The sequence below is a fragment of the Mycetohabitans sp. B46 genome (assembly GCF_037389205.1).
Taxonomy (GTDB): Bacteria; Pseudomonadota; Gammaproteobacteria; order Burkholderiales; family Burkholderiaceae; genus Mycetohabitans.
This window is the reverse complement of sequence record NZ_JADBGL010000019.1, coordinates 17965-36411: the sequence shown is the minus strand read 5'-3', so window position 1 is coordinate 36411 and position 18447 is coordinate 17965. Positions and strand designations below refer to the sequence as shown.

18 protein-coding genes are annotated in these 18447 nt (G+C 64.6%); 7 read left to right on the top strand and 11 right to left on the bottom strand.

Annotated features, from left to right (window positions below; all coding sequences use genetic code 11):
- The 6 genes from IHE30_RS14840 to IHE30_RS14815 form a co-directional block, all read right to left on the bottom strand.
- The coding region (locus IHE30_RS14840) for a translation initiation factor IF-2 N-terminal domain-containing protein (protein ID WP_337691726.1) at positions 1–1312 on the bottom strand (1312 nt) is incomplete at its 3' end.
- 105 nt (positions 1313–1417) lie between these two features.
- Positions 1418–2893, bottom strand: coding sequence for a transcription termination factor NusA (gene nusA / locus IHE30_RS14835; RefSeq protein ID WP_337691725.1), 1476 nt, complete (start codon positions 2891–2893; stop codon positions 1418–1420).
- Positions 2890–3348: a ribosome maturation factor RimP gene (gene rimP, locus IHE30_RS14830; RefSeq protein ID WP_337691736.1), complete on the bottom strand. Its 459-nt coding sequence runs from the start codon at positions 3346–3348 to the stop codon at positions 2890–2892. The genes nusA and rimP overlap by 4 nt, the downstream gene beginning before the upstream one ends.
- Positions 3349–3741: 393 nt before the next feature.
- Positions 3742–5433 (bottom strand): 23S rRNA pseudouridine(2605) synthase RluB, encoded by a 1692-nt coding sequence (gene rluB, locus IHE30_RS14825; RefSeq protein WP_443193691.1) that lies wholly within the window; start codon positions 5431–5433, stop codon positions 3742–3744.
- 69 nt (positions 5434–5502) lie between these two features.
- The gene (scpB, locus tag IHE30_RS14820; RefSeq protein WP_337691724.1) at positions 5503–6432 is read right to left on the bottom strand and encodes an SMC-Scp complex subunit ScpB; all 930 of its coding nucleotides are present in this window, start codon (positions 6430–6432) and stop codon (positions 5503–5505) included.
- A gap of 282 nt (positions 6433–6714) precedes the next feature.
- Complete coding sequence (locus IHE30_RS14815) at positions 6715–7617, bottom strand: LysR family transcriptional regulator (protein ID WP_337691723.1); 903 nt, start codon at positions 7615–7617, stop codon at positions 6715–6717.
- A 470-nt stretch (positions 7618–8087) separates the two neighbouring features.
- On the opposite strand from IHE30_RS14815, the gene IHE30_RS14810 reads away from it, so the two are divergent.
- Positions 8088–8489 (top strand): transposase, encoded by a 402-nt coding sequence (locus IHE30_RS14810; RefSeq protein WP_337691722.1) that lies wholly within the window; start codon positions 8088–8090, stop codon positions 8487–8489.
- A 318-nt stretch (positions 8490–8807) separates the two neighbouring features.
- On the top strand, positions 8808–9098 hold the full coding sequence (locus IHE30_RS14805; RefSeq protein WP_337691721.1) for a hypothetical protein: 291 nt from the start codon (positions 8808–8810) through the stop codon (positions 9096–9098).
- A gap of 109 nt (positions 9099–9207) precedes the next feature.
- Here the strand turns inward: IHE30_RS14805 and IHE30_RS14800 are convergent, their stop codons facing one another.
- Positions 9208–9522: a hypothetical protein gene (locus IHE30_RS14800; RefSeq protein WP_337691733.1), complete on the bottom strand. Its 315-nt coding sequence runs from the start codon at positions 9520–9522 to the stop codon at positions 9208–9210.
- Between the two features lie 211 nt (positions 9523–9733).
- Here IHE30_RS14800 and IHE30_RS14795 point away from each other — a divergent pair, with 211 nt between their 5' ends.
- From IHE30_RS14795 to IHE30_RS14785, 3 genes are all read left to right on the top strand, one after another.
- Positions 9734–10453, top strand: a complete 720-nt coding sequence (locus tag IHE30_RS14795; RefSeq protein WP_337691720.1) for a YdcF family protein — start codon at positions 9734–9736, stop codon at positions 10451–10453.
- Positions 10454–10666: 213 nt separating this feature from the next.
- On the top strand, positions 10667–10957 hold the full coding sequence (locus IHE30_RS14790; RefSeq protein WP_337691719.1) for a hypothetical protein: 291 nt from the start codon (positions 10667–10669) through the stop codon (positions 10955–10957).
- 115 nt (positions 10958–11072) lie between these two features.
- Positions 11073–11363 (top strand): DNA-binding protein, encoded by a 291-nt coding sequence (locus tag IHE30_RS14785; RefSeq protein WP_443193690.1) that lies wholly within the window; start codon positions 11073–11075, stop codon positions 11361–11363.
- Positions 11364–11733: 370 nt separating this feature from the next.
- Here IHE30_RS14785 and bamC read toward each other — a convergent pair whose 3' ends face one another.
- Together bamC and IHE30_RS14775 are read right to left on the bottom strand one after the other, a co-directional pair.
- Positions 11734–12909 (bottom strand): outer membrane protein assembly factor BamC, encoded by a 1176-nt coding sequence (bamC, locus tag IHE30_RS14780; protein ID WP_337691717.1) that lies wholly within the window; start codon positions 12907–12909, stop codon positions 11734–11736.
- Between the two features lie 148 nt (positions 12910–13057).
- Positions 13058–13939: a cytochrome c oxidase assembly protein gene (locus IHE30_RS14775; protein ID WP_337691715.1), complete on the bottom strand. Its 882-nt coding sequence runs from the start codon at positions 13937–13939 to the stop codon at positions 13058–13060.
- A gap of 233 nt (positions 13940–14172) precedes the next feature.
- On the opposite strand from IHE30_RS14775, the gene IHE30_RS14770 reads away from it, so the two are divergent.
- A complete protein-coding gene (locus tag IHE30_RS14770; protein ID WP_337691713.1) occupies positions 14173–16476 on the top strand; it encodes an ATP-binding protein in 2304 nt (767 codons plus the stop codon).
- Positions 16477–16501: 25 nt separating this feature from the next.
- Here the strand turns inward: IHE30_RS14770 and pcaD are convergent, their stop codons facing one another.
- Positions 16502–17293 (bottom strand): 3-oxoadipate enol-lactonase, encoded by a 792-nt coding sequence (pcaD, locus tag IHE30_RS14765; protein WP_337691711.1) that lies wholly within the window; start codon positions 17291–17293, stop codon positions 16502–16504.
- 185 nt (positions 17294–17478) lie between these two features.
- On the bottom strand, positions 17479–17607 hold the full coding sequence (locus IHE30_RS14760) for a hypothetical protein (protein ID WP_337691710.1): 129 nt from the start codon (positions 17605–17607) through the stop codon (positions 17479–17481).
- Between IHE30_RS14760 and IHE30_RS14755 the strand changes: the two genes are divergently transcribed.
- Entirely contained in the window at positions 17602–18447 is an 846-nt protein-coding gene (locus IHE30_RS14755) for an IclR family transcriptional regulator (RefSeq protein WP_337691708.1), read from the top strand. The genes IHE30_RS14760 and IHE30_RS14755 overlap by 6 nt on opposite strands.

The window sequence follows — 18447 nt, the reverse complement described above, 5'->3', positions numbered from 1 at the left end:
GCACCTGGTTAATCGTCACCATCTGGCCGAGCTTCATCATCACCTTGATGACCTCGGAGGCCTTGACAGCCATCTTATGCGCGAGGTCGGCCACGGTGATCGTCTCCGGCACGTGCACTTCGCGCACGATCGGCTCAGTTGGCACCTGGAAATTCGTCTGCGCATCCTGATGCTTGCCACGGCCGCGCGGACCACCCCGCCAGCCACGGTCAACACCACCGCTTGAATCACCGCGCGTCTTGATGCCGCGCCGCTTCGCCGCATCGTCTTGCCAACCGCTCTTGCCCGGGACTTTCTTCTTGTCGCCGGACGGCGCAGCCGTCGGTGCCGACACCGGTTTCTTCGCGCCGGCGGCCGGTCGGGCCGGCGCTGCCGCGCCCGCCGGCCTGGCCGGCTTGTGTAGCGTGCCCTTTGCCTCAGCGGTCTTGGCCGGTTCAACCGGCTTGGGCGGCTCAGGCACCTTGACCATTGCCTTGCGTGGCGTCGCCATCATTTCGCGGATCGCCCGCGCCTCGGCTTCCGCCGCTTCCCGTCGCTTGCGGATAGCTTCTTGCTCCAGGCGCGCCTTGTCGGCGGCGGCGCGAGCATCGTCGGCGGCCTTCTTCGCCGCCTCCCGCTCGGCGGCGCGCTCGGCCGCTGCACGAGCGTCGGCGGCGGCAGATTGGTCGGCCGGTTGTGGCGCATCGTGATTGCGCTGCTGTTCAGCGTGATTGCGCTGCTGCTCGGCCACTTGCTGGGCAGCCGCGCGCGCTTGCGCCTGGGCCTGCTCCTGGGCCACCTGCGCCGCACGCCGCGCCGCTTCCTCCTCGGCGCGCCGCCGTTCCGCCTGCGCCGCCTCTTCGCGGGCACGCCGCTGCGCTTCCTCACGCTCAAGGCGCTCCTGCCGCTCCTGCAATTCGCGCGCCTGCTGGGCCAGTGCCTCGGCTTCGAGACGCGCCTGCTCCTCGCGACGCGCAAGCTCGGCAGTCGCACTGTCCTGGTCCTCGCCGTTCGGCGCTTCGGTACCTGGCTCGTCGCGCTTGACGAACACCCGCTTCTTGCGCACTTCGACCTGGATCGTGCGAGCCTTGCCGGTTGCGTCGGCCTGCTTAATTTCTGACGTCTGCCGGCGCGTCAGCGTGATCTTTCGCTTGTCGCCGTCAGCGCTGCCGTGCGACTTGCGCAAGTGATCCAGCAAACGCGCTTTGTCCGCTTCGGACAGCACGTCGTCAGCGTTAGCTTTCTGCACACCCGCAGCTTGAAGCTGTTCGAGCAGAAGGCCTGCAGGCATCTTCAGTTCCGCGGCAAATTGGGCTACGTTGTTGCTCGCCATTCATCCCTCTTGAGGCAAGGACAGCGGTCCTTGCAGTTGACATCCCGGTGCGGCCTATCGGGCCGCGTCATTTCAATGCGCCATCATAATCTCGCTTCACGCCCGTCACTGGAACCAGTGCTCGCGCGCCTTCATGATCAGCGCCTTCGCGGCCTCCTCATCGATGCCGGTCATCTCGACCAACTCGTCGACAGCCAACTCGGCCAGATCATCACGCGTGTGTATCTCGTGCTCGGCAAGCTTAGCGAGCAACTCCCGATCCATCCCCTCGAGGCCCTTCAGGTCGAGCGACGCGTTTTCGACCTTTTCCTCATTCGCAATCGCCATCGTCAGCAGCGCATCGCGCGCGCGATTGCGCAACTCGTGCACCGTGTCTTCGTCGAACGCCTCGATCTCGAGCATCTCGTTGAGCGGCACGTACGCGATCTCCTCGAGGCTCGTGAAGCCTTCGTCGATCAAGATGTCGGCGACCTCCTCATCGACGTCCAGCCGCTTCATGAACAGGTCACGCAGCACCTTGCGCTCTTGCGACTGTTTCTCGGCGGACTCGTCCGGCGTCATGATATTGATCTGCCAGCCGGTCAGCTCGCTGGCGAGCCGCACGTTCTGGCCGCTTCGGCCAATCGCGACAGCCAGCTCGTTTTCGTCGATGACAACATCCATCGCGTGCTTTTCCTCGTCAACGACGATCGATTGCACGGCAGCCGGCGCAAGGGCGCCGATCACGAACTGGGCAGGATCTTCCGACCATAGCACGATATCGACGTTCTCGCCACCCAACTCGTTGCGCACTGCCTGCACACGCGAACCGCGAATACCAACGCACGTGCCGATCGGGTCGATGCGTTTGTCATAGGCCACCACCGCGATCTTCGCCCGCACGCCGGGGTCGCGCGCTGCCGACTTGATTTCGAGCAAGCCCTGCTCGATCTCCGGCACTTCGAATTCGAACAGCTTCATCAGGAATTCGGGCGCGGTGCGCGATAGCTCGATCTGCGGCCCCCGCGCCGTGCGGTCGACCTTGGCAATATACGCACGCACGCGATCGCCAATGCGCAGATTCTCTTTCGGGATCAGTTGGTCGCGGCGCAGCAACGCCTCGACCCGCCCCGATTCGACGACTAGGTTGCCCTTGTCGAGCCGCTTTACCGAGCCGGTCATGATCTTCTCGCCGCGCTCAAGGAAATCATTCAGGATCTGTTCCCGCTCCGCATCGCGCACCTTCTGCAGAATCACTTGCTTGGCCGCTTGCGCACCAATGCGACCGAACTCGATCGACGGAATCGGCTCTTCGATATAACCGTCCAATTGCGCATCCGGATCCTGCTCGCGCGCCTCAAACAGCAAGATTTCCTGGTCCGGCTGCTGCAAGCCCGCCTCGTCCGGCACGATGCGCCAGCGGCGGAAAGTCTCATGCTCGCCAGACTCGCGATCGATCGACACGCGTATGTCGACATCCTCGTCGAAGAGCTTCTTCGTGGCGGAAGCGAGCGCGGCCTCGAGCGCGGCGAATACCACATCCTTGTTGACGTTTTTCTCGCGCGCCAGCGCATCCACCAGCATCAACACTTCGCGACTCATTGTTTGCGGCTCCTAAAATCGACTTGCGGAACAAGACGAGCACGGTCCATGTCGGCGAGCGTGAAATCGAGCCTCGCCGGGCCGTCTTTTCCTTCAAATTCCAAACCTATCGTGTCGCCATTGGGCGCGTGCAGGATGCCACGGAACGATTTTCGGCCGTCCAGCGGCTGCTTCAACGTCACCATCGCTTCGCTACCGGCGAAACGCTCGAAATCTGCTCGTTTCTTCAGCGGCCGGTCTAGCCCCGGCGACGAAACCTCGAGACGTTCATAGTCAATATTTTCGACGGTCAGCACGTGTTGAAGCTGGCGCGTCACCTTTTCACAATCGTCTATCGCGATGCCCGCCGGCTGGTCGATAAACACACGCAGCATGCCGCGGCCGGAGCGTTCCAAATCGACAAGCTCGTATCCGAGCCCGGTAACGGTATTTTCAATCAGTTCCGACAATTGCACGTTGTTTGACCTCATGCAGCACGGACCGCGCGCAACGCGCGTACCGGCTTCCTGTTTCGCGGTACCGGGCACGCTCGCGCAACGCGGCGCACGGAAGCGGCAGTACTGCGAAGCAGCGTCATCGGGCCATCCTCGCCACGATAACGACGCACTGCGGCAACGGCAAAAAAAAATGGGCGCCAACACGCCCATCTCTTTTTACCGGTGGTCGCGCCTCGAGCCGCACCTTAACTGATAAGACGTGTGCCCAGCGACTGCAAAATTATAGCGTTTTTTGCCGCTACCCGCAATCCACGCCACATATCGAAACCGAAACGTGGCCACGCGGTGACACGCGCGCGGCGCGTCGGCACGCCACGTCGCGCACGAGGGGCACCTCCAACAAGCACACGCTTAACGACCGCGCGGGCGCCCCCGTGGCGCACCGCCCTGCCGCGCGCCACCTTGGCGCGGCGCCGGCTGCGCACCGTGACCGCCTCGCGGCTTGCCCTTTTGCGCACGGTTGCCACCCTTGCCGGATGCCTGGTTGCCGTTGACGTCACGGTTATCGTGTTTGCCACCCGTCATATTGCCGTGCCCGTGCACGGCGGCAAAGCCGGTATACCCGGGCACCGGCGGCGTGGATGAAGTCCAGTTCGCGCCGCCGCGCGCACCGCGGCCAAAACGCCGCTGCGGGCCCGGCGCATCGTAGCTAATATAGCCGAGTGCCGTCTGCATCGGATCGGGTTGACGACGCGGCGCCGCCTTGCTGCGCTCCGCCTTGTCCTCGCCCGGCCCTTTCAGCCCGACAGCTGACAGCAACGCGCGCACCTGGTTGTCCTCAAGCTCCTCCCAGCGGCCACGCTTGAGGCCACGCGGCAGCAGGATCGGGCCATGGCGCGTGCGGATCAACCGGCTGACGGTCAGGCCCACGGCTTCGAACATGCGACGCACCTCGCGGTTGCGGCCTTCTGCAAGCGCCACGTGGTACCAGCGATTAGTGCCTTCGCCACCGCCATCCTGAATACGCAGGAAGCTCGCCGGACCGTCATCGAGCTCGACGCCGCTGAGCAGCTTCTGCCGCGCGCTCTCGGCCAATTCGCCGATGACCCGCACCGCATATTCGCGCTCAACCTGGTAGCGCGGATGCATGAAGCGGTTCGCGAGGTCACCGGACGTAGTCAACAACAATAAGCCTTCGGTATTGAAATCCAGCCGACCGACGGCCAACCATTTCGCCGTCTTCATCGGCGGCAGCTTGTCGAACACCGACGGGCGACCTTCCGGATCTGCGTGGCTCACGATCTCGCCTGCCGGCTTGTGATAGATCAGCACGCGCGGCGGCTTGTTCGGCAGCTTGCGCTTGACCGGCTTGCCATTGATGCGTACCTGATCGGTTGGCATAATCCGCTGGCCGATGTGCGCCGGCTCGCCATTGACCGACACGCGCCCAGCAATAATCAATTCTTCCATTTCGCGACGCGAGCCCATGCCGGCCTCGGCAAGCACCTTGTGCAGCTTCGGCGCGTCGTCGTCGGCCGACAACGCGCGCTTGCCAGCCGGCACGCCGCCCTTGCGGCCGCGCCGCAGCATCGGCGCGCGCACACCGCCCGCACCGGTGTTGTCGGCATCGAACGCCGGCGACGTGACGTAGGCGAACACGTCGTTGTCACGCCCCCCGCCTTGCGGGGAACCGCCGGCTGGCGCCGCGCTGGCGTCACGCCTTGCGCGCGGCTCGCCACGAGGGGCGTCGGCATCGCGGCGCGCCTCAGGGTCACGCTTGGCGCCCTTGCCCTGACGCTTGTTGGTGGGGTCCTTGCGAGGCAGGCGGACATGCGCGACCACCTCGCCGTCGGGCGGCGCCTCAGTCACTGCGGCCGGCGCAGCATCGACGGCACCAATCGCCTTCGATTTGGCCACCGCGCGACGGCGAGCAATCAGGCTGCGCGGTCCACGGCGCAAACCGCGCCGTGGCCGCTCTTCGCCGTCGCCGCCTTCCGTGGCCGGCAGCACTGGCAAGGCGCGCTGGCCCGCATCGCGATCGTCCACGGCCGCCACGCGGGCAGGACCGGACTCGAGAGAATCGGGATCGTGGTTCTCGTTCAAAACAACCTCTGAGTGTCAGAATGCCGGCATGTGCCATTTGGCTGCGCCGGGGTCGGTGTACGTGTCACGTCAAACGTCGCGCGATATCGGGTCGCTCGGCGCCTGCTCATTAATCTTTTCGACGTCGCCAGGGGCGGCCGCCACTACCGGGTGCGCGTGCCCGTCGTGCTCGTCACCCCCGTCGGTATGGCTGTGCGCTGCTGGGGCATCTACCAGATCGTGCGCGGGCGGGACCGCACGCGTCTCGGCAGCATCACGGTGGCCCCCCACGGCCGGGACCGGGATCGCAGGCTCCGCAACGGTGCACGCCGCCTCGGCGATCTCGCCCCTCACAGGTTCTGGCGGGGGCGCCGCCCCCGAATCATCGCCTGCGGCATCGCGCGCCAACCCAGCTGCCTCACCGATCGCCGCAGCGCGACTCGGTTGCGCGTCGCCATCGGCAAACTCGATGGCGCGCTGCGCCAGCAGATCAGCCTGCCCCTGCGGGCTCGGGTTAGACAGCGGCGGCAACTCGTCCAGCGTGGCCATTCCGAGATCGTCCAGGAACTGCTTAGTCGTCGCGTACAGCGCCGGCCGCCCGGGCACGTCACGATGCCCGATCACCTCGATCCATCCACGGTCCTCCAATTGCTTGATGACCTGCGTATTGACCGTGACACCGCGAATCTCCTCGATATCGCCCCGCGTAACCGGCTGACGATACGCAATGATCGCGAGCGTCTCGAGCACTGCACGCGAATACTTTGGCGGCTTCTCCGGATTGAGCCGATCCAGAAATGCGCGCATTGCCGGACGGCTCTGAAATCGCCATCCAGTTGCCACCGATACCAACTCGACACCTCGATCGCGCCAGTCCGTCCGCAGGTCTTCGAGCAGCGCCCGAATCGTATCAGCCGAGATCGCGTCGGCAAACAGCCGGCGCATGTCGCTGACCCTGAGCGGCTCCTGCGCGCAAATCAAAGCAGTCTCGAGGACGATTTTCGCCTCTTGGGTATTCATTCAGCTGGACCAGACCTGTTTGGTCAATGAACCGGATCAAAAGCGCCTGAACAACGCGCATGACGAAAGACCGCGCTCGCCCGCTTCTGGTCGATCATATTGATGGGAGCACGCCCGGGGGTTGGCAGAATGACCACGGACCACACCGCGCCGGGAAGCCAGAGGAATTCCGTAAGGAACCGCGTGACTGAACGTTATAGTACGCAAAAAAACACAACGCGTAAAGATAAAGGCACGCGCGCCGTGTGTCGTGCGCCATGCGCAGCGCGTCGCGAGGCCCGCTCATGTCAGATCCTCGGCCCGGGCGGGCAGCGTACGCACCAGTTCCCATACCGCCTGGGCGGCCGGCGACAGCGAGCGATCGCGACGGCGCACAAGCTCCACCGTGCGCTGCGCGCGCGGCACCAACGCACGCGCGACAAGCCCGGAATTGGCCGGCAACGGCAGCGACAGCCATGGCAGCACACTGATGCCTACGCCAGCCTCGACCACTCCGAACACCGTCGCCGAATGTCCCAACTCCTGTACGACCGGCGAGACGACGCCATGCTCGCGCAGCACCCGGTCGATGATCGGTCGGCTGCCCGACTCCGGGCCGAGCAGCACCAGCGACTCGCCGGCCAAAGCGCCCCATTGCACCTGCGTGCCGGCGGCCAGCCGGTGATTGGCCGGGCAGACGACGCAAAACGAGTCAGTCATCAACGGCTCGCCAATCAGTTCGTCGATCGCCAAACCGCCGACGATCACGCCAAAATCCACTTCGCCGGATTTCACTTTGCGCACCACGTCGCTTTGCACATCGTCACGCAGGCCAAGCTGAATATACGGGAATTGTTGCTGGCAGCGGGCAACGACGCGAGGCATCAGCCGGCACGCAATGGTCGGGCTTGCGGCCACGATCACCCGGCCGCGCCGCTGCTCGCTGATCTCCCGTATCTCCCGCAGCACTTGATCTAGGTCAGACAGCAGCCGCGACACGCCGCCCAGCAGATTCGTGCCCGCGTCCGTCGGACGGACCTCGCGTGTCGTGCGGTCGACCAGCTTTAATCCCAGTTCGATCTCCAGCTCGCGCACGCAGCGGCTGACGGCCGATTGCGTCAAGCCGATTTCATCGCCTGCCCGGCTGAAACTTTGCAGACGCGCGACTTCGATGAAGACCCGGAGTTGCCTGAGCGTTACATTCATTGATTGAATTCATCAATACGCGCAATGATGCAAATCATACGCCGAACTCGCGCGCCGCTATGTTGCGCGAGTTGCGCCGCCATGACGGCGGCGCAGCGAGCCTGCTGCGCCACGCAATGTACGGCGGTGCCCCATCGGACGTCGATGCTCACCAACATGGCGCCGTGTGCCGGTGATTGGTGATTGGTGATTGTCCTGATTCCTTATCAGGCCATTCCGTATTGAGATACACAACTAGCCGGACATACATTCCAGCTGCCGTCACGGCCGCCCGCCGTGGCTGGCGCTGCAGCGTCTGCATGCCGGTCCAATGGCACGGTTTCTGCCTTTGTTATACGCACCAGCCTAGCCAAGGCAGCGACCCAAGCGACGCCCGCTTCCAAGGGGACCAACGCCCCGCTGCCAGGGTGGTGGATCAAGGTGCGCGGTGCGGGGCAGTACACCGGGGTTTGCTTCGTTGAGGTGAAACGATGATGCTGTTCGACGACTTAAAAGATCACGAGTGGGCGCTGGTTGAGGCGCTGTTCTGCGAGGAGCCAGCGCGCGTCGAACGTCGCGGCCGGCCTCGCGTCGAGCCGCGCGCCGTGGTCAATGCCGTGCTCTGGGTCTTATCAACCGGGGAAGGATGGTCCAAGCTGCCCGGTCGCTATCCGTCACCGCCGACCTGTCGCCGGCGCTTCGACGAGTGGCAGGCTGACGGCACGCTAGCCGAGATCGTGCGCCGCCTTGTCGGCGCTGGGCGCCCAATCACGTTGCGCGGCCGCATCGGCGCGTCGGCCGTCAAGCCCCCCGCGCCACCGAGCCGCGATCGGCTGCGTGGCGCGTTCTGGACCAATCCGGAGTCGTGGCGCGCGCCAGCGAAGATAGCCTGACTGGACTGACACTCGCAGATCCGCTCGCGTGCCGGGCGGATTGCTTTTACAGGCGCGGCGCGCGCGCCTACTCGGACCGCGAAACGGCGGCTTGTTTCAGTGCGTTTCACGCCACGGGCTGCCCCTCGCGCGGTTGTCCCTCGTCACTGCTAGGCGGCCTGAGGCGGCGCCACCGGTACGCTGACCCGACAGCGCGCTTGATTGTCCGGCTGACACGGGAAACATTCATTTACTTTTATTTACAGCGGCCTTTCTCCCCCACGCTTATCGTGGAATCAAAGTAATAGACGCCACCTCGATCGACCCTAGGGAGCAACAATGAGCGTGAAGGTCCAGACCGTCTGCGGCATAGCACTATGGTCAATCGGCGCGGCCGCGGCCGCAGGATGGTTGGACAGCGGCTACCACAGCGCCGGTGCAGTCGCGCGCGCCAGCCGTCCCGAGCGCGTCGAGCGCAGCGCGTACCTGCCCGAGCCGTTGACTCCGCCGGTACCGCGAGGCGATCTACGCAGCGATATCCAAAGCAACGCTTGGCGGCTCGCTCCCATTTGTACATTCCGCACGCGCGGGAACCTGCGCGCGCCCCCTCTGTCCGACACTATGCCATGAGCACAGCGTGGCAATGAGTAACATCCGGTATGTTCCCGTATCCGCGCGGATACGGGCTTTTTCCACTGCCCTGCCCTCGGCAAGCCGCGCTGCGCGATGCGCCCCACCTTCACGGCTGAGGGTCGGCGTGCGCGAGCAGCGACGCGGTCGCGTCACACGCATAACGCAGCTCACGCTCGACAGGCCATGCAGGTAGGCGCGCACGGCGCTCCAGTCGCCCCAGCTCCGTCTTGCCCCGAGCGCTGAGCACCGCAATATCCACGGGCGCGTGGTAGCCCGGCACGAGCGGTGAAGGTTGCCGTGCGGTACCGATCAGCCCCTGCTCGCGCAGGAACTCGAACACTCGCGGACGACGCGGCCAAGGCACCTGCCGGTATTGTGCGCGCCGCAGACCTTCCAGCACGGCCTCGTTCGTATAATCCATCCCGCCCTCCACGTTGGCGCCGGCCAGCGTGGCCGGCGCATTCGACATGTCCGCTTATAATCGTCGCGCCGCGGTCGCGCCGCGACCAGCTGGGCACCGTCACCGGCGCGGCTCGACCTGGCGGACGGCGGACCCTTGACACTCACCGTCTGAACTCGATCGCCTTAGCCGGCACGAAGCCGGCCGGGACGATGCCTGAAACGATACTTCCATGCTCGTTGCATTCGTTGCATTCCTCTGGCTCGTCGCCATCGCCATATCGCGCCGCCACCGCCGTACGACCTGCGTCGCGGCGGCGTTGTTCGCCTACCTGCTGTGCGCCGGATGGCTCGGCGAACCGGCGCTGCACGCACTAGAAACCCGTGTGCCAGCCGCAAGTCCCCCGCGCTATGCCGGCAACGTCGCGATCGTGCTGCTTGGCAGCGGCACTGAATATGACGGTGCGCATCGGCTGGTGCCAAAGTTCGACGCGTGGCGACGCATCGACGCAGCAGCCGCGCAATTCACACTATGCCGTGCGCAGCGCGCGCAGTGCACGCTGGTGATAAGCGGCGGCAATCCTCAAAAACACGAGCACAGCGAAGCGGTCAACTATCGACCGCATCTGGTATCGCACGGAGTGCCGGCATCCAACATCGTGCTCGAGCCCGACAGCCTGAACACTTACGAAAACGCCCGCAACACCGGCGCGATCCTGCGCCGACACCATTATGACCAGATCGTGCTGATCACGTCAGCGTACCACTTGCCACGCGCGCTGCTCGACTTTCACCACTTCGGCATCAATGCCGTGCCGTTCGCATCCAACCACAGATGGCGGCGCCCAGGCTGGCGGCCGCACCTCGCCCATGTCATTAACACCCGCATCGCGTGGCACGAATGGATCGGCCTTGCGCAGTTTTACGTCTACCGGCGGATCGGGTGGTTCTGATGGCTCCAGACCGATCCCAATAGTATGCGCGGAAAAATGACTGCCGAATCGAATTTGTTGTGTCCGCGATATGCAACAAGATGTCACGTCACGACAAGGTCGTTACAATGTCGCTGCGGATAGCCTGTTTACTGGCTAGAATGCGTGCTCTGCCGGATAGTATGGCACTTCCGGTCATGGGCCCGAGAACGCTGTCACTCTACGGAGATAAAGATGAAGAAAGTGTCCCTGGCATTGCTCGTTTCCTTGTTTGCCGCAACGGCATATGCGCAGACCGATCGCGGTGTGACGATGAGCACCGACCCGGCCAAGGCGGCCGACGTCGAACAGCGCGCCCAGGCGCTGGAAACTGCCCAATCGGAAGCCCCAGCAGCGCCAGCACCCACGCACGCACCGGCCAAGCATCGCAAGGCTGTCCAGCATCATAAGGCCAGGCACGCGGCCGGGCACGCGCAGCAGGCCTCCGAGGCTGGCGCTGCTGCATCGTCGGCCGCACACCAGTAACAGCTGCAACTGGCGTGCGGCGCGACATACCGCGCGCTGAGGTGCCATCGGGCCGAAGCCTCGCGGGCTTCGGCTTTTTTATGGGCGTCGGTTTCGTGTTACAGTCCCGCGCCCGATGCACAAGCGCAACGACATAGAGGATGGTGTGAATCATATCGAACTCGAAATCGAATGGACCGAGGCAGCCTCGAAAAAAATCGAGAAGCTGATGCCGCGCACCACACGCGGTGATGAGCCATACATCGCGCTGCCACCGATCGAATGCCTACCCGTTGAGGGTGACGTGTTGTTTCTGGGCCCGCCGGGCAAACAGCAGCCGTTCATCGTCGCGGAGCGGCAGTATCACCACGAGGGTGAAGCGGACTGGACGATCATCTTGATTCTGGACGTCGTCGACGCGCACTGACGCGTGTGCCGCCGCCCCGGTCAACGCGGAAAAACTCCCTTGCAGTACGAGGCGAGGACAAAACCGTCGCGTGACGAGGATAAACAGCGGCGTCATCGGCGCCTGCCTCGACCCGGGCAAGGCGCCGGGCTTGGCGGTTGGCGCAACCGCGTCGAGTACGCGCCGCCATAGCCCGGGAGGAAACCTTGCCCGGCAGGCAGCCCATTCGACGACGAGGCGGGGGTCGGCTGGCACGACAGCGCCAGCCGTTACGGCGTCACATGACGTCATGGCCTACGCACGGCCTGGCGCGGACTGCAAAAAGTGGCGTGCCGTGCGCACGCCGCTCGGGATGACGCTCAGCGCGGCTAGTTGATTAGCCGCGGCAGGGTCAGCGCAGTGGGTCGATCAGCAGCGACAGAATCTGGCGTGCCTGCTTCGAATCGTCGATCTGTCCGCTCTCGTCCACAATCGCGACCCTCGTCTGCGTCTCGGTCAGCGCGCGCACATTCACACGGTACTGCTTCGCCGCCTTTTCCTTGCGGCCATGGAATACTTGGCTCCAGAAGCCCTGTTTGGCCGAACTTAAGTCGTTCGGATCCACATAACGAATGAAATACAGGCCACGCGTGCGATCGCGGTCATCGACCGTGAAATTGTTCCGGTCCAATGCCACGCCGACCCGCAGCCACGCATCGTCGTAAGGCTCGGCAAGCGTAATGTCGGTCGGCCCGCTCGGCGTCGCGGCAGCCCCCGACGCCTTGCGCGCTGCCTGCGATGCATTGGCCACCGCGTCGGCGGCCTTGGGCGCAGATGCGGCCACCGGCTCCGCGACCGGCAACGCATCGCCCTGCTGGTTACGTGCCACCGCTTGCATCAACCGCTTCAGGTACTCGGCCTCCAGCGCCGGATCATTCGGCCGATCCTCCCACCGGCTTTGCTCGTTGTTCGAGCCGAACAACTGCTCATGCAATCCGCGCTGGCTGATGAACACATACGTTCCGCCGTTTGGCGCGTTTTCAAGCCGCGTGCGGTACTTGTCGCGCAGGCCGGTCGTGTAGCCGGTGCCCAGCGCCTTGGACAACGTATTGCGGATCAGGCCATCCGGCACCTGCGGATGGGTTTCGTACCAGTCCGTCTCCATGATCCCGCGATCGCGCGCGTCCAGCGACAGCACGAAGCCCTGCTCCTGCCAAAAACGCCGCACCTGTGGCCACACTTGCGCGGGTGCCTGCTTGTCGATCACCAACCAGCGCTGCGTGCCCTCGCGCTGGATATGCATGCCCTGCACCGGTGGCAGCACCGCGTCGCCCACCGACGCAGGCGCCGATTGCTGCACCTGCTGCAATCTGGACAGCGACGCTGAGCCGCCTTGAGGCGGCAGCGAACGCTGATCAGCGATCTCGTGAGTCATGTCCGGAGGCACGATTAGCGACGACGCCTTTGCCCGCGTGGCACGCTTGTAGTCGATAGCCTGTGGATGGGGTGAACTGCAGGCCGCCACGGCGCCGGCAATGATGGCACCCGCAACAAAGCGCGAGATGAGACGGGTTTGAATCAATTTCATGGAATCCTTTCCGCATGCGCCCGGACCAATGCCCGGCAATCAGCCGGCCATTGTACCGATCTCTTTTCGCAAGGTACAAAAATGACGCGCGATGACGCGCGAACCGTGCTGCCGGCTCGACGCGTCAGGGGTGCACAAGCGACTCGCGCTATGAGCGGCCGGCCCGCGCTGGCGGGGCGACACCCGCCAGCGTGGCGGCCCGCGCGCGCCGCGCGGGGGGGCGACGCGGTGGCAGCGTTGACAGGCGCATCATGTGCCGCAGCGCCATCAGGCCGCCGATCGTTTCGATGATGGCCGCGGGCACCCACATAATCAGCCCACCCAGGCTTTGATCCAGCGCCGGCGACAGGTCCATGGCGCGACCGCACAACGTGAAGATCGGATACAGGTCGCGCGAGGAAAACGTGATGACCGCACCGGCCAAAAGCTGGGGCGTCATCGTGATGACCGGCGACAACACCCGCATGCCCGGCTTTACCCGGCTGGGCGGGCTCGGGCGATGATCCAGCAGCATCCACCAATACAGCAGACCACTGACCGTCACCGACCAGTTCATGAACAAGTAGATGCGCCAGTCGAGCATCGAAATGAACTGCACGGACGGAATGAGCCAGAAAAGCACCGAAATCACGAACGCCAACGAGATGAACGCCGGGTTGAGCAGCACGGCGCCGGCTATGCGCGACGCACGCCGCCGGGCCGCCCGGTGCAGCATGCCGCGCCAATGCAACGGCATGCCGGCACGCATCACGCTGCCGGGATAGGCGGACATGACCAGCAGCGGTGCCAGGTGATGCAGCACCAAGTGCTGGAGCCGGTGGACGAAGAATTGATGCTCGGCGTAATAGTCCACTCGCGTGTGCAGCGCGACATACAGCAGCACGAGACCCGTCCAGAACGCTGCCTGGCGCGCGATGCTCACACGTTGGCGCAGCGTGCCGCGCGCAAACAGCACGGCGGCCGCGATAAAGATGAACACCAGCCCAAACGAGGGCTCCCACGGTTCCAGGAAACGAAGCAACGAGGACATGATAAGGCGGAACGATGCAGCACACGCCAGCGGCGCCGGCCGGTAAAAAGCGGCACCATCTTAACAGCAAAGCGAACCACAGCAGGTTCAGGTTCACGCGATGGTCCTAAAATAGAGGATCTTTTGTCGACAAGGTGTCCCTATTTGAGATGCGCACGCCTGCAAAAAGACCTGCAGGGCCGAGCGAACCAGCCCCCCCCGATAGTCGTGCAACCGTCGGGGCGGACTGGCCTGTGCCGCTGTCCGGGCACGCCGAGCCCAACGCGCCAGTGCGCGACTTCGCCACATTGCGCCGTGCATTGGCCGTGCTGCTGATTGCTACCGTCGTGCTGCCGGCGGGGTTCCTGCTGTACTACGGTATAACCAGTTGGCACAAGGCGCTGGACGACGCCAGTGGATTCGCCACACGCTCGTCGCGGATCACCGAGGAACAGGCGCTGAAGGTATTCGAGCTCAATGAAGTGATCCGGGACAGGGTCCTGCAGGCGATCTACGATGCCGAATCCCATGGCGGTACGTTGGGCGGTTACGCAATGACCACCAAGCTGCGCTCAATTGCAGCACCTTTCGATCATTTGGCTGCGGTAAGCGTGTACGATGCAAGTGGCCGGCTCGTGGTCACTAACGATCCCTATTTGGGCGTGCCGCGCAGTCTTGCGCAGACCGATGCATTCCGCAACGCCGCTCGGTGGAACCAGGGCGACTACGTGACCGAGGCGATCCCGTTGCGGGGACACCGTGACCGCATCTTCGATGTCATCACGCCGCGCCATGCCAGCGATGGCTCATTTGCCGGCGTCGTCGCCCTGTCAATCCGCGCATCGTACTTCGAGGACTTCTATCGTGAGCTTGTGACCGGCAGCCACATCGGCCAGCTCGCGCTGATGCGCAATGATGGCACGTTGCTCGCCCGCTATCCGCCGCCCGTGCCCGGCGACATCGAGCCGCCGGTGCCGCGCGGCGTGCTGGCCGCGCAATTGGGCGGCACCGAGCGGGTCCACCTGGCCGATACGCAGGCGATCATTGGCTACCGGCGCGTGGGCTCGCGGGACGTCTACGTCACTGACTACCTGCGACTGGACCAGGTGTTCTCGCGTTGGCTCGCTCGCACCGCAATCGTCACCGGCTTTTCGGTCGTGCCCAGCATCGCGTTGTTCCTGGTGGCGTTCGTCGCGCTGCGCCGCCTCGATAGCGAGGAAAAAGCATGGCGTCAATGGCAAGCGGAGGCCTCGCTGCGGCGTGCGGCCGAGGAAGACTATCGGCACGCGCTAAAAATGGAATCGCTGGGCCGACTGACCGGCAGCGTCGCGCACGACTTCAACAACCTGCTGATGGTGCTGTCCGCGAATGCGCGGCTAATCCGTCTAAAGATGGGCGAGGGCAACATGGCAAAGCAGTGGCGGGCCATTGAGCGAGCCGTGCACACAGGCGAAGCCCTGACCCGTCGTTTGCTCAGCATCTCGCGCAAGCAGCCTACGCGGGCCGAGCGGATCGACCTGCGCAGCCGTCTGGCCGAGTGGAAGGGGCTGATCGAGGCGTCCGCCGGCCCGCAGTGCGACGTGCGCATCGCGGTGCCTGACAGCGTATGGCCCGTGCTGGCGGACCCCACCGACCTGCAACTTGCGCTGATCAACCTGGTCGCCAACGCGCGCGACGCGCTACCGGCCGGCGGCCGGATCGCCATTTCGGCCAACAACCACCAGGCGGCACACGAGCGCGCCGGCGCGGCGCCGACAGCCGAAGCAGATCGGGTGCGTCTCGCGGTGAGCGACAATGGTTGCGGGATGAGCGCCGACGTGGTGGCGCGCGCGTTCGAGCCATTTTTCACGACCAAGGAACTCGGTAAGGGCACCGGCCTCGGGCTGCCGCAAGTCTACGGCTTCTGCCAGCAGGCCGGCGGCGATGCACAGATCATGAGCCATCCTGGCGTGGGCACGACAGTCGCCTTGTTCCTGCCGGCGGCGACCGCCGAAGCCGAGGCACCCGTCCACGCCGGGCTGCACGCCGCCGAACGCGACAGGGCTGCTTCGCGTCCATTGGCGTCTGACGGCGAGACTCCCACACCGGCACCCGGTGAACCCTTGTCGCGGCCATCGCCCACCACGGCGCCAGCGGACGCCAACGCGGTCCCCGACGGCCGGCCGAGCCGCGCGGCGCGCGCGCGCCACGCCTTGACCGGCATGACCGGGCTGGAACTCCTGCTGGTGGAGGACGATAACGAGGTTGCCGAGGCGACGGCGGCGGTGCTGAACCTGGATGGTCATCGCGTCACCACCGCGCCGGACGCTCATTCAGCTCTGCAGATCTACCAGCGGCACGCGCGATACGATGCGGTGATCAGTGACGTGACCATGCCCGGCCCGATGAACGGCATCGACCTGGCCATCGCGCTGCGCGATGCGGACCCCAGCTTACCCGTGATTCTGGTCACTGGGCACACCGACAAGTTAAGTCTGGCGCAACAGGAAGGCCTGCTGGTGCTGCCCAAGCCGGTCAATTTCGACGTGCTGCGCTCCGCACTGCCTCACGCGGCATGACGCTGGCTTATGCCAGCGGCTTCTATTACGCGGCGCCCCGCAGAAATGCCACCAGCTCGCGGTTGTACGTGTCACGTTGTTCGATGTTTGAGAGATGCGATGCATTGAGTTCGAGATACTGGGCCCCCTGGATCGCCGCGGCCATCGCCCGGCCCTGCTCCGGGCTCGTCGCAACATCGTGCGTGCCGGCGATGACCAACGTCGGCACGGTGACGCGGCCTAATTCGTCACGCAAGTGCGCATCGCGTACCGCCTCACAGTTTGCAACATACCCCTCGGGGTCGGTAGCCACCAGTTGCGCGCGCAACGGCGCTAGCTGCGCGGCTTGCTGCTTGCGCAATCCCGGCGTAAACCAACGCTCGATGGCCGCGTCGGCCAAGCCGGCCATGCCTTCGCTGCGCGCTTTCGCGATGCGCGAGTTCCACACCTGCGGCGAGCCGATCTTGGATGCCGTGTTCGACAACACCAGCCGGATGAGCCGGTCGCCATGGCGCGCGCCCAGCGCGATGCCAATCTGCCCGCCCATCGACAAACCGCAAAAGTGCGCACGCTGGATGCTCAACGTATCCAGCAGCGCGACCACGTCATCGGCCAGCCGTCCGATTGTATAGGGCCCCGGCGGCGTATCCGACTGCCCGTGTCCGCGCGTATCGTAACGCAGCACGCGAAAATGCGCGCTTAGCGCCGGGACTTGGGCATCCCACATCGCCAGCTGCGTGCCCAGCGAATTGGACAGCACGACCCACGGCGCATCGGTATGCTCGGCGCCGTCAATACGGTAATGCAAGTGAATGCCGTCGATCGACGCCAATGGCATGATGGGTTCCTCGTCAGTCATTCAGATAATGGGCCGGCGGGCCGCACGCTCACTGCGACACATTGGAGTGCGCCGACTTCACACGCGCTCGAGCGCCATCGCGATGCCCTGGCCAACGCCGATGCACATCGTCGCAAGTGCGAAGCGCCCGGCCCGTCGCCGCAATTCGTAGGTGGCCGCCAGCGTCATGACGCGCCGCGTTGCACCTGCCCATCGCGGCGGTGTTCGCGCAACTGTGCGATGGCCTGCTTGATCTGGGCCTTGTCGGTCAGCGTTCGCACCGCCGAAGACCCAAGCAAGAGCGCACGATGCAACAAACGACATCCTCGAATCCGAGAGTCTCCGCCAAAGGACCGGAGTCTGACGCCAGACGACCCGCCGGTGGCGAACGCCCGGGCGACTCATACGTGCAGTCGTTCGCACGCGGACTGGCGGTGATCCGCTCGTTCGACGCAACGCGGGCGCAGCAGACGCTGACCGACGTTGCGGCCGCCACCGGCCTGACGCGCGCAGGAGCACGGCGCATCCTGCTGACGCTGCAAACGCTGGGCTACGTTGAGACACAGGGGCGGCTGTTCCGGCTCACACCAAAGATTCTCGACCTGGGGTTCGCCTACCTGACTTCGATGCCGTTCTGGAACCTGGCCGAGCCGGTCATCGAATCATTGGCCGCCACCGTCCACGAAAGCTGCTCGGCCGCAGTACTCGACCACACCGACATCGTCTACGTGCTGCGCGTGCCGACACACTCGATCATCACAATCAACTTGTCGATCGGCAGCCGCCTGCCGGCGTATTGCACGTCAATGGGCCGCGTGCTGCTGTCGGGATTGCCGCACGAGCGCATCGACCAGATACTGGATGCATCACCGCTTACGCAACGCACGCCGCGCACGCTGACCGACAAGGCCCAGATCAAGCAGGCCATCGCACAGGTGCGCGAACAAGGCTGGTCCATCGTTGACCAGGAGTTGGAAACGGGCCTGATTTCGATGTCAGCGCCGATTCGTGACCGTCAGCAGCGCATCATCGCCGCGATGAATATCAGCGGCAATGCACAACAACAATCGGCAATTCAGATGACCCAATCATGTCTTGCGCCGCTGCTCGACGCGGCGCAACGCGTCTGCGAGTTGATCGCACGACGTGGCTGA

Excerpts from the sequence above, each read along its gene's own strand:
- bamC (WP_337691717.1), bottom strand. The coding sequence starts at position 12,909 with ATGAAATTGATTCAAACCCGTCTCATCTCGCGCTTTGTTGCGGGTGCC.
- IHE30_RS14800 (WP_337691733.1), bottom strand. The coding sequence starts at position 9,522 with ATGGATTATACGAACGAGGCCGTGCTGGAAGGTCTGCGGCGCGCACAA.
- IHE30_RS14790 (WP_337691719.1), top strand. The coding sequence starts at position 10,667 with ATGAAGAAAGTGTCCCTGGCATTGCTCGTTTCCTTGTTTGCCGCAACG.
- scpB (WP_337691724.1), bottom strand. The coding sequence starts at position 6,432 with ATGAATACCCAAGAGGCGAAAATCGTCCTCGAGACTGCTTTGATTTGC.
- nusA (WP_337691725.1), bottom strand. The coding sequence starts at position 2,893 with ATGAGTCGCGAAGTGTTGATGCTGGTGGATGCGCTGGCGCGCGAGAAA.
- IHE30_RS14815 (WP_337691723.1), bottom strand. The coding sequence starts at position 7,617 with ATGAATGTAACGCTCAGGCAACTCCGGGTCTTCATCGAAGTCGCGCGT.
- IHE30_RS14795 (WP_337691720.1), top strand. The coding sequence starts at position 9,734 with ATGCTCGTTGCATTCGTTGCATTCCTCTGGCTCGTCGCCATCGCCATA.
- IHE30_RS14810 (WP_337691722.1), top strand. The coding sequence starts at position 8,088 with ATGATGCTGTTCGACGACTTAAAAGATCACGAGTGGGCGCTGGTTGAG.
- IHE30_RS14775 (WP_337691715.1), bottom strand. The coding sequence starts at position 13,939 with ATGTCCTCGTTGCTTCGTTTCCTGGAACCGTGGGAGCCCTCGTTTGGG.
- pcaD (WP_337691711.1), bottom strand. The coding sequence starts at position 17,293 with ATGCCATTGGCGTCGATCGACGGCATTCACTTGCATTACCGTATTGAC.
- IHE30_RS14755 (WP_337691708.1), top strand. The coding sequence starts at position 17,602 with ATGCAACAAACGACATCCTCGAATCCGAGAGTCTCCGCCAAAGGACCG.
- IHE30_RS14805 (WP_337691721.1), top strand. The coding sequence starts at position 8,808 with ATGAGCGTGAAGGTCCAGACCGTCTGCGGCATAGCACTATGGTCAATC.
- IHE30_RS14785 (WP_443193690.1), top strand. The coding sequence starts at position 11,073 with ATGCACAAGCGCAACGACATAGAGGATGGTGTGAATCATATCGAACTC.